The organism is Shewanella sp. DAU305, from assembly GCF_026802235.1.
GTDB lineage: Bacteria > Pseudomonadota > Gammaproteobacteria > Enterobacterales > Shewanellaceae > Shewanella > Shewanella baltica.
The window spans coordinates 413,166-427,379 of record NZ_CP113808.1; the positions used below are offsets into that span (position 1 = coordinate 413,166).

Genomic DNA, 14,214 nt, shown 5'->3' on the forward strand with positions numbered 1-14,214 from the left:
CCATACTTAGCGTCACACATTTCTATGGCCTTAACTCGTAAGCAATGGAATAACGTCATTATTGTCGCCTGTGTCTTTATGGTCGCCGTGCTGACTTTTATGGATAACAAGACCAATAATGTTCCGAGTGATGCTCAGCTGCTATTTGACGATAATGCGCCGCTTTCACAGCTGCAACTCAATGGGATGTGGCTGCACAAACAAGCATCACAATGGGAGTGCGACACTACAGTCCTCAACTGTGATGAATGGGCAAAAGCGTGGCAAACCATACGGGTGTCTCCTTTAACGGCTGCACCAGAAACCACAGATAATCCACAAGAATTAGTCATCCAGATTGCAGATATCCGCGATGCTCAGCTGTGGATCTATTTCCCCAATGAAGGTGCCTTAAAGTCTCCCGCAGGCAATTGGTATTTAGTGCCTCCGAGTTTACGAGCTAAACTGCAACCGATCCTCGATGCGAAACCCGCAGCTTAATGCCGCCCCATTTTACTTAAGATAAGAAAGAATCCATGCCGGAATTACCAGAAGTTGAAGTCACCCGTCAGGGTATTGCACCCTTCCTTGTCGAGCAAACCGTGGTTGATCTTGTGATCCGCAATGGTTCGCTGCGCTGGCCAGTGCCTGACATCGCCAAACAAATTATCGGCCAAGTCATACGCCAAGTGCGACGCCGTGCTAAATATCTGTTAATCGACACTGATGCGGGCACGAGCATAGTGCATTTAGGCATGTCGGGAAGTTTACGGATTTTGCCCCACGATACCCCAGTGGAAAAGCATGACCATATCGACTTAGTGCTCGCCAATGGCCGCATTTTACGTTTTAACGATCCGAGACGATTCGGTGCTTGGCTATGGTGTGAACTCCCAGAAGAAGCCCATCCATTACTCGCCAAACTGGGGCCAGAGCCGCTGACCCATGCTTTTAATGTCACACAATTAGCGGCAGCTTTAGAGGGCAAGAAAAAGGCCATCAAACTCTGCCTGATGGATAATCATATCGTGGTGGGAGTGGGTAATATTTACGCCAATGAAGCCCTGTTTGCGGCGGGCATTCACCCAGAAGCCGAAGCAGGAAAAATCGATATCGAGCGCTTGACCGTTTTAGTTGCCGAAGTGAAGCAAATCTTAGCCCACGCCATTAAGCAAGGCGGCACTACGTTGAAAGACTTTACCAATGCCGATGGCAAGCCGGGCTACTTCGCCCAAAAACTGCATGTCTATAGTCGCGGCGGTGAAACCTGCACCAGCTGCGGTAACCTACTGAGTGAGATCCGTTTAGGCCAACGCACCACAGTATTCTGTGGCATTTGCCAGACACGCTAACTATCACTCGCTAATAGCCGTAAAAATGCCTGCAATTGCAGGCATTTTATTCTTTATATTGGTTACTCTTTTAACCAGCGCCCCGGATGATCGGTAAAGTAACGATATTCACGTTTGGGCTTTTCGCACTGCGACTTTAGCTCAGTGGCCGATAACAAAATCCACTCATCACGATGGGCCATTCCCATGCTCTTGCCGCCTTTAATATCGAAACAACTCAGCTCAGCCCCGCTCGGCACTAATAAATAACGTTGTTTATTTTCCTGCATCCATTGCCATGCATTACGCTCTTGTTCCTCAACCGAAGCAAGATAACTAAAGTGCGTCACACTCATGGGAGAGAACAAAATAAACTGCTCTTTAAAGTTCACTAGGCCTAGCTCGGCGTCCTCGCCAATCACCTCCGCCGTATGCAGCATCAAGCTTCTAGGAGTGCGCATTTCATCGAGCATAGAATACCCCCAAGTACTGATCAGCACCCAGCCTAAGGCAGAGACAATCCCCATCTTAACGAGAGCAAACTGTTTACGGGCGAGCCAAAGCAGCAGGAACCAGAGCAGACCAAGCAGGATAAATAGGTAGCCAATACCCGTTAAATCATCAGTATAGTCGGCAAGCGCTTTAACCAATGCAGGATAATGAATAAGCGCAAGCACACCCGCCAGCAAGACCACTCCACCTAAAAACCACAGTAATCCGCTGACGAGTTTTTCAAACCACACTTTAGGCGCAACACCCGTTAACACCGCTGAGGCCGCCAGCGCCAACATAGGCAAAGCCGGCAGAATATACACATTACGCTTACCCGGACTGATACTGAAAAACAGCACCACAAGTGCCACCCAAATCAACAGAATTGCAATAGTAGGATCGGCCTTCACCTTCTGCACCCATTGTTTCCAGTAAGCAACCATCAGCAGCGAAATAGGGAACCACATCCAAGGAATGACACTTAAGACAAAGAAATACCAAGGCTTAATATGATGCCAAGCGTTGACATAACGCTCACCGGTTTGCTTAAACAAGATGTTGTTTTGATAAGCAACAAGTTCGGGCGTGCCATGGGTTTGCACTGTCAGCACCATGGGCACCAACCAGCAGGCAATCACGGCAAGCATAGCCAAAGGCCCAGCAAGACATAACCAAGTTAAACGACCTTGAAAACGGCTTTTGTCTTTAACGGCATAAATACCAATAGGGATCAGCATTAATAAAGGCAAAAAGCCGACGCCCTTAGTAATCACCCCTAGCCCCATAAATGCCCAGCCAACAAAATACCAACGCCAATGGGGACCGAGCATAAAGTGGCGGATCAAGCCGTAGCATCCCACAGTGATCCAACACATCACCATGGCATCGATCTGGGCATTTTTAGCCTGCATTAAAAACTGCGGCACAATTAACAGTAACAGCGCGGCATTGCGGCCAACACGTACATTCCACAATCTGGCGCCAAGATCGTAAACCAGGAACACAGTCAGCAGGCCGCACAAGGCGTTAGGGAGGAGGAAAGCGAGCTTAAGGGAACCCGTCAGCTGGTAAAATAGCGCGATAGCCCACATGAATACCGGGGGTTTATCAGGGTAGTACTCGCCGCCACGGGTAGGAAATAACCATTGTCCCGAAGACACCATTTCCCGTGCGACTTCCACAAACCGCGGCTCATCTGCAGGCCAAGGGGATCGAAATCCCACTCCCACCAGCAAAATCAGCAAGCTTATCAAGAGCAAAGGCCAGAGTACTTGGTAGTAATCCTGACTATTGAAACGGCGACTAAGAGCTTCCATCCTGAATCCTTATGCTTCGATTTCCAATTCATCGACCTGTTTACGCAGGCTTGAACGGTACAAATACGCGCCAATCACGCTTGATAGGATAAATAATCCGATACTAATCCCTAGCTGATGATGATCCGATAAACCTATACCCGCGCCCGCAAAGCTAAAAATCAACATCTGCGGCAAATAGCCTAATACGCTGCCCAGCATAAAGCCACGCGCAGGAACATGAGTTGCACCCGCAAATAGATTGGTGAGTAAATTACTGCCGACGGGCAGTAAGCGTATCATCAGCACTTTCAACCAGGTTTTGTCGCTGATAAGAGCTTCAAATTTTTGCAACCTACGGCCAAAGCGGCGCTGTAAACTGCTGCGGATAGTTAATCTCGCCACATAAAAGGCCAGTACACAGCCCAGTAAGGCAGCTAGGGTCGAAAACAACCCACCATAGATGCCACCCAAAGCAAAACCAAAAACAAAGGCGATGACTTGTCTTGGACCACCCACAGCGGTAAACAAGGCACCAATAGCTAACAACACTAAAAATGCAAACCTGCCTTTATCAGCAATAAAATGCGCGACCCAGTTGCTATCGGTAACGTGCTCGAATAATCCCTGTTGGGCGGCAAGCATCAACACCAACAAAATACAGACGATAAATATCGCCTTATAGAGTCGCTTCATCTTAGTCGCGCCAGTTCGATTCACTGCGTGCAACCTTGGCAACTTTAGCTCTACGACCTAGCCAGATCACCCCCACAATATCGACGATACCAACCCAGACACGATTCCAAGCTGTGTACTTAGAGATACCCACTTGACGATCCCTATGATTCACCACCGAAATAAAAATCTCACCACCCATACGCCGCACTAAAGCAGGAATATACCTGTGCATATGGTCGAAATAGGGCAAGCGAAGGAAGGTTTCACGGGGAATTAACTTAAGGCCGCAGCCCGTATCAGGCACGCCATCGTGCAGAAGCGCATCGCGAACCTTATTCGCAAAGCGAGACTGGAATCGCTTCCAGGCCGTATCTTTACGATTTTTACGGTAGCCCGCAATACAGAAGTGCTCGGCATTGATCTGCGGTAACAGGGCTAGCATGGCAGGAATATCGGCGGGATCATTCTGGCCATCTGCATCTAAGGTCACAATATATTTGCCGCGCGCGTGCAAAACGCCAGTCGAAATGGCGGTACTCTGCCCAGTGCTTCGCTCATGACGAATCGCTTTCGCATCACATTGCTGTTCAGCTGCGGTACGCATCACTTCACCAAAGGTATCGTCTTGGCTGCCATCATCTACGACAAGGATTTCAAACTCAGTCAAACCTTGGAGGGCTTGGCATATCTCTTCCATCAGGGGGCCAATATTGCCCACCTCATCTTTAGCGGGGATCACAATAGAGATCAATTCAACACTCCACAACTTTATGACCACAAATACGGTACCACATAATTATTGCAAAATTAAAATCTGGAAAAATAGGGATGATTGGCAAAAAAAACACTAATTCAGAATTATAAACTGGCCAAACAATAAAGAAACAGCACTTAATTTGGAACTGTGGATTTCATAGTATGGACATATTTATCGATAAAATAAGTGTTAGTTTATTAAGCAGAACGCATAACCTTAAAATAATCTATGGATATTGTTATTGTGGGGATGGGCTATGTGGGCCTGTCAAATGCCGTCTTATTGGCGCAGCAAAATCGAGTCACCGCAATTGATTTAGTCCCTGAACGTGTCAAGCAAGTTAACGAACGCACATCCACTGTGGTTGATGAATTAATCGAAGACTACCTGCAAAACAGATCGTTGAATTTAACTGCAACAACGGAAAATGTAGCCTTTCAATCGGCTGACTTTGTGATTATTGCGACTCCAACAGACTACGATCCTCAGACTAATTATTTTAATACCCATTCGGTTGAAAGCGTCATTCGTGATGTACTCGCTGTTAATCCTGATACGACGATTATCATCAAATCGACTGTCCCCGTCGGTTATACAGCAGCATTAAGGCACAAGTTTAAGAGCGACAACATACTCTTTTCTCCAGAGTTTTTACGCGAAGGTAAAGCCTTGTATGACAACCTTCATCCCTCACGGATCGTCGTCGGTGAACGCTCGGCGCGTGCCCAAGTCTTTGCAGACCTTTTAGCCAAGGCGGCAATCAAGAAAGATATTCCTATTTTGCTGACCGATAGCACCGAAGCCGAAGCGATTAAGTTATTTGCTAATACATTTCTTGCCATGCGGGTCGCCTACTTTAACGAGCTCGATACCTATGCAGAGAGTCGAGGATTAAATACTCGCCAGATTATTGAGGGGGTTAGCCTCGATCCGCGTATTGGTGATTATTACAACAATCCTTCTTTTGGCTATGGCGGGTACTGTCTTCCGAAAGACACTAAGCAATTACTGGCTAACTACAATGATGTCCCAAACAATTTAATCAGTGCCATTGTCGACTCAAACACCACACGAAAAGACTTTATCGCCGACGCTATTATCCGTAAGCAGCCAAAATGTGTAGGAATTTATCGTTTGATCATGAAAGCCGATTCAGACAATTTCCGCGCCTCAGCAGTGCAAGGCGTGATGAAGCGCATTAAAGCGAAAGGCATTGAAGTCGTCGTGTTTGAGCCTGTACTTAAAGAAGATTACTTTTTCAAATCTCGCGTGATGAGAGACTTAACTGAATTTAAGTCAATATGTGATGTGATCGTCTCCAACCGTATGGTTGATGAACTCAATGATGTTGCGGATAAAGTCTATACCCGAGATCTATTTCACCATGATTAATACACTTTAAATAAAGGTCATAAATGAAATACTTAGTCACAGGCGCTGCGGGTTTTATTGGCGCCAAAGTCAGTGAACGCCTTTGCTTGCTTGGCCATGAAGTTATCGGCATTGATAACCTCAATGACTATTACGACGTCAATCTCAAATTGGCACGTTTAGACCTTTTACAAACTTTAGATAATTTCCATTTTATTCAACTCGATCTTGCAGACAGAGAAGGTATTGCTGCGCTTTTTGCGCGGCATGCATTCCAACGTGTTATCCATCTTGCGGCTCAAGCTGGCGTACGTTACTCGCTCGACAATCCGTTAGCCTATGCCGACAGTAATTTAATTGGCCATCTCACTATTTTAGAAGGTTGCCGTCGCCATAAGATTGAGCATCTCGTGTATGCTTCATCTTCGTCTGTATATGGATTAAATCAGAAAATGCCCTTCTCCACTGAAGACAGCATAGATCATCCCATTTCGCTCTATGCCGCCACGAAGAAAGCCAATGAATTGATGTCGCACACTTACTCACATTTATATCAATTACCGACGACAGGTCTGCGCTTTTTTACCGTCTACGGCCCTTGGGGCCGTCCCGATATGGCTTTATTTAAATTCACCAAAGCCATACTCGCAGGTGAAGTGATCGATGTGTATAACCATGGAGACCTCAGTCGAGACTTTACCTATATTGATGATATTGTTGAGGGAATCATTCGGGTACAAGCCAAACCACCTCGCCCAAATACGGACTGGACAGTAGAAGCTGGCACGCCAGCCACCAGCAGCGCGCCATATCGCGTCTTTAATATTGGCAATGGTAGCCCAGTGCAGTTACTCGACTTTATTACAGCGCTAGAAGATGCCTTAGGCATTAAAGCGAACAAGAACCTGCTACCGATGCAGCCGGGCGATGTGCATTCGACATGGGCCGACACAAACGACCTATTTGATGCCGTTGGCTATAAGCCACTGGTGGATATCAACACTGGCGTCATGCAATTTGTGGACTGGTATCGCCAGTTCTATAACAAATAAGTTAGCGCCCAAAAGACAAACAAAAAGGCCTGCAAGAATGCAGGCCTTTGCTTTAATCATGAATGTTAGAAGCGATACTCAAAACTGCTAAAGAGCGTGGCATTAGTATCGTTTTCTTGAACATCAAATTCCGATCTCGATACCGTTCCACCTAAGCTCCACATGCCTTTCCATACAGGCATACGGTAAGAAAGCTCAAGCATCAACAAATCTTCCTTCGGTGGTTGTGGCGCCCAAGTGCTCGCCACATTAGTGCCATCTTTATTCAACTTCGCATAACGCAATAAAGAGGTAAAACCTCGGCTGTTACTAAACTGGCCGACTAATCCCACCACAAACGTTTGAGCATCGCTATCATAGGTTGAGCCTAAAGCACGGCCATAATAACGAGAACCACTAAGATAGACAGGATCTTCATAGAAGCAATTGGCACTATCGCCATCACATTTTACATAGGTGTCTGAATATTCCATAAACAGCTTAAACTGCTTACCCGATGTGCCAAAATTGGTATCAATCCCCCAAAGTGAGCCACAGTCGCTGCCATTCTCACAACTATGTTCGAGATATAATCCCACAGGAATATCCTGCCATGAGCTGGTATAGCGCATATCGATACTTTGGGTTCTATGGCCTGCATCGCGGCGCTCTTCTGGCGCGCAATCACTTGTACCATCGAGGCAAACTGAGTTGCTGGCAACCGAATCCCACCAAGAGTTGAAGTTACAATCTTGGCCCTCTCCGCAAAACAATGTAGACCACGACAGACCCACTTCTAGCTGCTTAATCGGTCTTGCACTTAAGCGCATATCCCACTCAGCCGCTTTAGGCACAGCACGATCAACTTCCGTTAAGCTAAATCCGGTTTTAAATGTCCAAGGACCAATCCAAGATAACCAAGGCGTTTCAAAGGCTGCGGCATTATTGCGGCTCAGCGTTAGCGACTGCATAGGGCGAGCGTTATTAGAACGGTGCAATGCAGAGTCAAATCCAGGCCCCCACCACTGTTCAACCGAACCTAAGGTCGCAATCCAATTACCTAAAATGATGGCAAAATATGACTCATCGAGGCGAAAATTTTTATTATCTTGCGGATCATAGGTTTCTGCCACCGTCGCCTTATAGGCAACACGTGACCCTAAATACTCGTAGGAGCCCAGCACTTCACCTTTCTCGCGATAGTCGGAGCCATAGTGTTGAAAACGAGCCGGATCGGTCGCGCCCGAGACTTTAACCCTCGCATTACCGCGATTATCGACGGCACTTTGATAATAAAAGTTAACCCGAGCATAAGCTTGTACTAAAGAAGGCGACAGCAGTTCAGGCTCAATTTTCGCTAGATCACCGCCAATTCCTGACCACATCAAGGGATAAGTATTCACAGGAACAGTGATCACTCCCGCATCGGCCAACGCTTGAATATCCGCTCTAAGATAAATATCAGAGGCATCAACCCAAGGTGCAGCGGCAAGTATTGAAGAAAAAAATAGGCCAGAGGCAATGCTAGTAGCAAGGATCTTGGGGGTTAAAAAAGCCTTCATAACATCCTTTTAAGTATCATCGCGAGGCCACAATGCCTCAAAGTTAACACAAAACGCCTACGTAAAAACCATCAGGTACGCAGGTAAAATCTAAGGTTTAGCCAGCTTAAGCTTTGCTGCTAATGCTGTCGCCACTTCTGAGTGAACAAATTGGTTCACATCGCCACCATGCAAAGCGACTTCCTTTACTAAGGTTGAGGAGATAAAGGAATTTTCCTCGGCAGGCGTTAAAAACACACTTTCCAGATCTGGGCTCAATCTACGATTCATATTTGCTAGCTGGAATTCATATTCGAAGTCAGATACCGCACGTAACCCACGCACCAGCACGCTGGCCTTTTGCTCCTTGGCAAAATCCACCAGCAGGCCGGAAAATCCCACCACCTCGACATTATCCAAATGAGCGGTGACACGATTTACCAGTTCAACCCGCTCTTCTAAGGTGAATCTTGGCTGCTTAGAAGGATTAGCAGCAATGCCAATGATCACATGCTTGAATAACTTAGCCGCACGCTCAATTAAATCGGCATGACCATTGGTGATAGGATCAAACGTTCCTGGATAAATCGCTCTTGTATGCACTTTACTGACTCAACTCACATGGATACCAAAAATCATTGCTCGTCAGTCTACTCGTTTTAGCCAAGCGAGTGAATAATCGCAGCAAAATCGGCTTTAAATAGCCACAAAAAACCTCAAAATTGGCAAGAATCCAAGTGAGTAAGCCCCTATAAAGGCGCAAACTGATATAATGTTTCACCTAATTGAAACCGACCAAATACGATGTCGCTTCCCCATTCAACGCTAATACGCTGAACCAAAGCTAGGTTGAAACCGTGACGTTTAAAGACACGCAGAAGAGCACTTATATGAAGAAAATCGCGATTTTTTGCCATAACTTTTACTCCAACGGCACGGTAAAAATAGCCTTATCGCAGGCAGAAGTGTTGCAGGAAGCAGGTCAAGATGTGCATTTGTTTGTGTTTCACAAGGAAGGCGATTTTATGCCGCCACAAAATGTAACCATTCATTATCTGTTTGAAGCAGGTCAAAAACCTTCGCTTCAGGAGCAGAGACAGCAACTTATAACGAAAGTGAGCGAAGCAGAAAAAACGGGGAAATTCTCACTCTTTTTAAGCAATTCAACCGACTGCGACGTTGTTGTTTCCGGCTGTCATTTCGATCCTTGCTACTACTTCTGTCATTGTGCCTTAAAGCAAGAATTATTGATGGAGTTAAAACGCGGTCCAGTGCACTTCTGGCGCAGATGGAAAAAAGCCAAAGCTCTGATCGGCAAAAAAATCATCACAGTTTCAAATGGGATTGCCGACGAGCTAAGAGCCACATCGTGGTTGAAACCTCAGAGCGTGCAAACCATCTACAATCCTTTTCGGCTCGAAGAAATAAAAAATAAAACTCAAGAAGTCATTGCCGAAATTCCCAATGAACCTTACATGATCCATGTGGGTAGAGTGACTCGTCAAAAACGCCATGACATTCTCTTCAAAGCATTGAGGGATATGCCGACAGCACCTAAGCTAGTTCTTCTCTGTAATCGGCCAAATAAGGCGCGTAAATTAGCCAAAAAATACGGCGTTGAACACCGAATTATCACACCTGGTTTTCAACATAATCCCTATGCTTGGATTGCTAAAGCAGAATTGATGCTGCTGAGCTCCGACTTTGAAGGCTTGCCCACTGTGGTCATAGAGTCATTAGCCTGCGGCACGCCAGTTGTCAGCACAGACTGTCCTCACGGCCCAAATGAAATCCTTACAGGGCACTTAGCAAAATACTTAGTCCCCGTTCGTCAACCAGCACTGCTGGCACAGAAGGCTCTAGAATGTCTAGCATCGCCCCCATCACTTGAAGATCTTGCGATTCTTAAAGCCGTAGACAGCCAATATATTGCTCAGCAATATTTGAATTTGGCAGAATAAATATCTTTATCAGTAGTAAATAGGAGCTCTATGGCTAATATAAATAGAGTTTCTATTTAATCTCGCTGAAAAGTTACACTCTGATACAATATGCAAGCCCATTAAATCACTCGCAAGCGCTCATCAAACTTAACACCTGTATCATTTTTAGCGTAAAAGACACAAAGATATAATACCTTTGGTTTATATAATCACGATTACAGAACATATGTAATACAGTTATTTATAAGGTCATCCATTCTGTATTTATGAATAAATAATTTCATTGATAGTCTATTTGAAAAATATCAAAATACTCCCATCAAATAATTCTGCCTAAGTAGAATTAGCAATAAATGATTTTTTGGGGTAGTAATGAGTAAGCTTAAAGTGGCTTTATTAGTTGATGAGTACTTTGGTGGCACAGGCACAGTGTACGGTGGGTACGGTTTTCTAGCACGTCACTTAATCGCCAAACACTTACCCAATGAGAATATTGAAGTAGAAGTGCTCATAAAAAAAGACTGCAGCAAGCAAAGATTAATACCTCGTCGCTATATGATCGATGGCATTAAAGTTTATCGCTTAGCGGCTAAATTTATGGATTTTCTTAATATTAGATTTTTGAAAAAGAAAAATTACGATATATTTTTGTCAATAGAAATGACAACCCACTCCTATCGTATTCTGAAAACTATCCCTAATATTGATAAAAAGCTCCTCTTTTGGGTTCAAGATCCAAGACCTGATTATGAATGGGATGAAATAAATACCGTCAAACTTTTCCCAGAAAAAAGTTATTGGGACAGTAATATTTATCAGTTTGTTCATGACCTTTGGGCAGCAGGGAAAGTCTCATTTATTTCTCAGGCACGCTTTTTAGATCGTAAAGCCAGAGATCTCTATAATCTCGATGATAAAACAGAAATCAAATATTTACCCAATCCTATCGAGATCGATCATAGTTTCGATGTAGAAGCACACCCGAAGAAAAATCACATTATCTTTCTGGGACGAATTGAGTCCGTCAAACGTGGTTGGTTGTTCTGCGAAATAGCTAAACTGATGCCTGAATATGAATTTTTCATGCTAGGTCAGTCATTTAGGCAGTCAAAGAAAAATCAGTCCATCATGAATGACTATCTAAATATTCCCAACCTACATTTTGTCGGCCATGTAGAAGGCGAGAAAAAAGCGCAATTAATCAAAGATGCTAAAATATTGGTTAACACTTCAATCCATGAAGCTCTACCTATCTCTTTCTTAGAAGCCTTATCTTATGGCACTCTTCTCGTCAGTTGTCGTGATCCTGACGAGCTGACTAGCCAATTTGGCGTATTTACAGGTACAGTGCTCGGGGATGGTTTTGACAAAGTCGATTTATTTGTCGATGGCATTCGCCATCTCATGGAAAACGAACCACTAAGGCAAGAGCTCGCGATTAAGGCGGTTAACTACATCAAAGCCAACCACAGTATTGAAGATTTCCAGAAAAATATGCAAGAAATCATCTTTAAACTGGTGGAAGAAACGAAACTGCAAGGCTAACAAAATGGGTCGATATTTTAATATCGGCCCATAAGTAACGACAGCTAGCTAAAACAACTTCCAATAACCTAGCTTGCGACGCATTTTAAAATGGCGCAGCAAGTTCAATGGTTTAGGCTTAAGCCAATCGGTGCCTTTATCAATCAAAGCATCTGTTGCGGCTAAAACTCGCTGGCTAGATTGGCCATCCCCCGTGGGGTGAATTTGATTACAATAATCATGGATATGCGCCATCAAATCATCTGGACGACTCAGTGCTCGCGTTAATGCAGATTCAATATCCTCAACCTGACTGATATCGATTAAATGATCTTTAGGTGACTGATTTTTAAAGGTCACCACGGGTTTTCGCTGCATTAAAAACATCAACAGAATCGATGAGGTGTCACACAACATTACATCACCCGCCTGCAGCAAAGGGATCACATTGTCGGTTTCAACAAACTGTAAATTCTCGTTTTCTAAAGCCCTGTACTGCTCAACAATCTTAGGGTTCATCTTAGGATGAAATTGCACTAACCAGCGCCATTGGCTCTTTTGCGCCAGGGCTTTAATCTGCTCAAATACCACAGGTGCACAGGTCAAACTGGGGGAAAATGTTGAGCAAAAGAGTACTACTGGCCTCAGGTCATCCGCTTTGATATAGGGATTATCTTTATTTTCAAGAAATAAGGGATCGAGTGCAGGCCAACCCGTCTCAGCCACTGTAAAAGTACCAAACTTTTTCTCGAGCTTAAGGAAAGGCAAAGTTGTCGCTGGGCCTTGGGTACAATACAAGTCAAAACAATCACGGATTTCGAAGTGATCTTCACGGCCCTTATGATTCATTTTACCTGCATTAAAGCCATGAAATACCCCGACTTTAACCCCTGGAATAAAACGAGGGACAACATTCCCAGGAACAAATACCGCATCGGGTTTCCACGCCTTAACGGCATCAACGCTCAACAAACGCGACTCATCAGCCTTTAGAAACTTAGCGTCGACTTCATTTCCCTCTAAAAACCAGCAAACCTCATCGCCTCTAGCCCAAATGACTTGTTGAAGCGGCCTTAACATCGCATAGGAATAGTTTTGCGCAATGTAAAATAAGTAACGTCTTTTGGCTTGTTTGACTTCTTCCACCCGCATCCTCCTACAATAAATTGTTAAATTATTTGGCCAACGCTAAATATTGTTCAGCAATTAAGGTGGCATCCACTTTGGCCAAAATATCCACCTGTTCAAGGGATGGCGGTTGGCTGACAACCTCATCTATGATTTTTGCCAACGCCGCAGCATCGCGACGCGGCACAAGATACGTTGCTAAATTCCCAGTTAAAATCTCACTAGGACCATGGGGACAATCAGTACTCACCACAGGCGTCCCACACGCTAACGATTCAATCAAGACTGTCGGCAGACCTTCAAAATCGGAGCTAAGCACTAATGCCTTAGCCTGCTTAATCCAAGGAAAAGGATTGCTTTGGAAACCGGGAATAATTAATCGCTTTTCAATACCAAACTTTTTCGCCGCTTTTATCGCTTTCTTGTGGTTGTGGCACAAGAGCACCACGGGAAGCTGATTTTGCGTGAGCTTGAGGGCTTCAAACAGCACATCATGGCGTTTTTGCTTAGCAAAGCGACCGACATGAATAAGATAATCACCCTGAGGAATTTGCGGATTATCTTGCTGTGATTGAGATGTGATGTCATTAAACTCAAATGGATTATAGATAGTCTGCATCGATGCTGGATGCAAACGACCTTTATCTTTGATCTCATTTGCTATGCCATTTGAGACGGTAATCAAATGCTGGCCATTGAGCGCTTTTTTGGCTCTGAGCTTTTTAAAGTACGCGAACGGCCCCAATTTAAATTGGCGGCTCAACTCTTCTTCCACTGAGGAATGGACTATGACATAAAGCGGTGAAACGCCCGTTTTGGTCATCATCAAATTAGTTTTATCTAAGTTAGATAAAAACAAATCGAACTTGCCCACTTTAGATTCAATTTCAGCGATTTTTGCGCTGAGCTTGTGAACCGAAGCATTCAATCGCCCAAAATGGTCGAAATCTTTATCCTTAGGGGCAAAACATTGATGAACGGGTAAGTCCTCAGGGGTTTCATAATAGCGATTATCCTCCATGACTAAAAAATGCGGCTCATGCCCTAAGCGAATAAATTGCTTGGCTAAGGTAATCATGACCTTTTCGGCTCCGCCACCCGCTAAACTATCAATGGCAATGGCTATCCGCATGATTTATCTCCT

At 44.7% G+C, this 14,214-nt stretch carries 13 protein-coding genes; 6 read left to right on the forward strand and 7 right to left on the reverse strand.

Going from position 1 to position 14,214, the window contains the following annotated elements:
- Nucleotides 1-24: 24 nt before the first annotated feature.
- Nucleotides 25-480, forward strand: a complete 456-nt coding sequence (locus tag OX890_RS01730) for a hypothetical protein (RefSeq protein WP_006084727.1) — start codon at nucleotides 25-27, stop codon at nucleotides 478-480.
- Nucleotides 481-515: 35 nt separating this feature from the next.
- Nucleotides 516-1,331 (forward strand): bifunctional DNA-formamidopyrimidine glycosylase/DNA-(apurinic or apyrimidinic site) lyase, encoded by an 816-nt coding sequence (gene mutM / locus OX890_RS01735; RefSeq protein ID WP_126493323.1) that lies wholly within the window; start codon nucleotides 516-518, stop codon nucleotides 1,329-1,331.
- A gap of 62 nt (nucleotides 1,332-1,393) precedes the next feature.
- Here the strand turns inward: mutM and OX890_RS01740 are convergent, their stop codons facing one another.
- From OX890_RS01740 to OX890_RS01750, 3 genes are read right to left on the reverse strand one after another with little or no spacing between them, the layout of a single operon-like run.
- Nucleotides 1,394-3,118, reverse strand: coding sequence for an ArnT family glycosyltransferase (locus OX890_RS01740; RefSeq protein ID WP_126493325.1), 1,725 nt, complete (start codon nucleotides 3,116-3,118; stop codon nucleotides 1,394-1,396).
- 9 nt (nucleotides 3,119-3,127) lie between these two features.
- Complete coding sequence (locus tag OX890_RS01745) at nucleotides 3,128-3,793, reverse strand: TVP38/TMEM64 family protein (RefSeq protein WP_126493561.1); 666 nt, start codon at nucleotides 3,791-3,793, stop codon at nucleotides 3,128-3,130.
- Between the two features lies 1 nt (nucleotide 3,794).
- Nucleotides 3,795-4,526 carry a glycosyltransferase family 2 protein gene (locus tag OX890_RS01750; RefSeq protein ID WP_126493327.1) on the reverse strand — a complete coding sequence of 244 codons (732 nt, stop codon included), beginning with the start codon at nucleotides 4,524-4,526 and terminating at the stop codon, nucleotides 3,795-3,797.
- Nucleotides 4,527-4,760: 234 nt separating this feature from the next.
- On the opposite strand from OX890_RS01750, the gene OX890_RS01755 reads away from it, so the two are divergent.
- Nucleotides 4,761-5,924 (forward strand): nucleotide sugar dehydrogenase, encoded by a 1,164-nt coding sequence (locus OX890_RS01755; RefSeq protein WP_268650010.1) that lies wholly within the window; start codon nucleotides 4,761-4,763, stop codon nucleotides 5,922-5,924.
- A 23-nt stretch (nucleotides 5,925-5,947) separates the two neighbouring features.
- On the forward strand, nucleotides 5,948-6,955 hold the full coding sequence (locus OX890_RS01760) for an NAD-dependent epimerase (protein WP_268650011.1): 1,008 nt from the start codon (nucleotides 5,948-5,950) through the stop codon (nucleotides 6,953-6,955).
- Nucleotides 6,956-7,020: 65 nt separating this feature from the next.
- Here the strand turns inward: OX890_RS01760 and OX890_RS01765 are convergent, their stop codons facing one another.
- Complete coding sequence (locus OX890_RS01765; protein ID WP_268650012.1) at nucleotides 7,021-8,496, reverse strand: capsule assembly Wzi family protein; 1,476 nt, start codon at nucleotides 8,494-8,496, stop codon at nucleotides 7,021-7,023.
- A gap of 90 nt (nucleotides 8,497-8,586) precedes the next feature.
- Complete coding sequence (coaD, locus tag OX890_RS01770) at nucleotides 8,587-9,078, reverse strand: pantetheine-phosphate adenylyltransferase (protein WP_012090652.1); 492 nt, start codon at nucleotides 9,076-9,078, stop codon at nucleotides 8,587-8,589.
- 287 nt (nucleotides 9,079-9,365) lie between these two features.
- On the opposite strand from coaD, the gene OX890_RS01775 reads away from it, so the two are divergent.
- Entirely contained in the window at nucleotides 9,366-10,436 is a 1,071-nt protein-coding gene (locus tag OX890_RS01775) for a glycosyltransferase (protein ID WP_268650013.1), read from the forward strand.
- 354 nt (nucleotides 10,437-10,790) lie between these two features.
- Nucleotides 10,791-11,963, forward strand: a complete 1,173-nt coding sequence (locus OX890_RS01780) for a glycosyltransferase family 4 protein (RefSeq protein ID WP_268650014.1) — start codon at nucleotides 10,791-10,793, stop codon at nucleotides 11,961-11,963.
- 48 nt (nucleotides 11,964-12,011) lie between these two features.
- On the opposite strand, the gene OX890_RS01785 is transcribed toward OX890_RS01780, so the two are convergent.
- Together OX890_RS01785 and OX890_RS01790 are read right to left on the reverse strand one after the other, a co-directional pair.
- The gene (locus OX890_RS01785) at nucleotides 12,012-13,094 is read right to left on the reverse strand and encodes a CDP-glycerol glycerophosphotransferase family protein (protein WP_411357758.1); all 1,083 of its coding nucleotides are present in this window, start codon (nucleotides 13,092-13,094) and stop codon (nucleotides 12,012-12,014) included.
- Nucleotides 13,095-13,116: 22 nt separating this feature from the next.
- On the reverse strand, nucleotides 13,117-14,202 hold the full coding sequence (locus tag OX890_RS01790) for a glycosyltransferase (RefSeq protein WP_268650016.1): 1,086 nt from the start codon (nucleotides 14,200-14,202) through the stop codon (nucleotides 13,117-13,119).
- Nucleotides 14,203-14,214 lie beyond the last annotated feature (12 nt).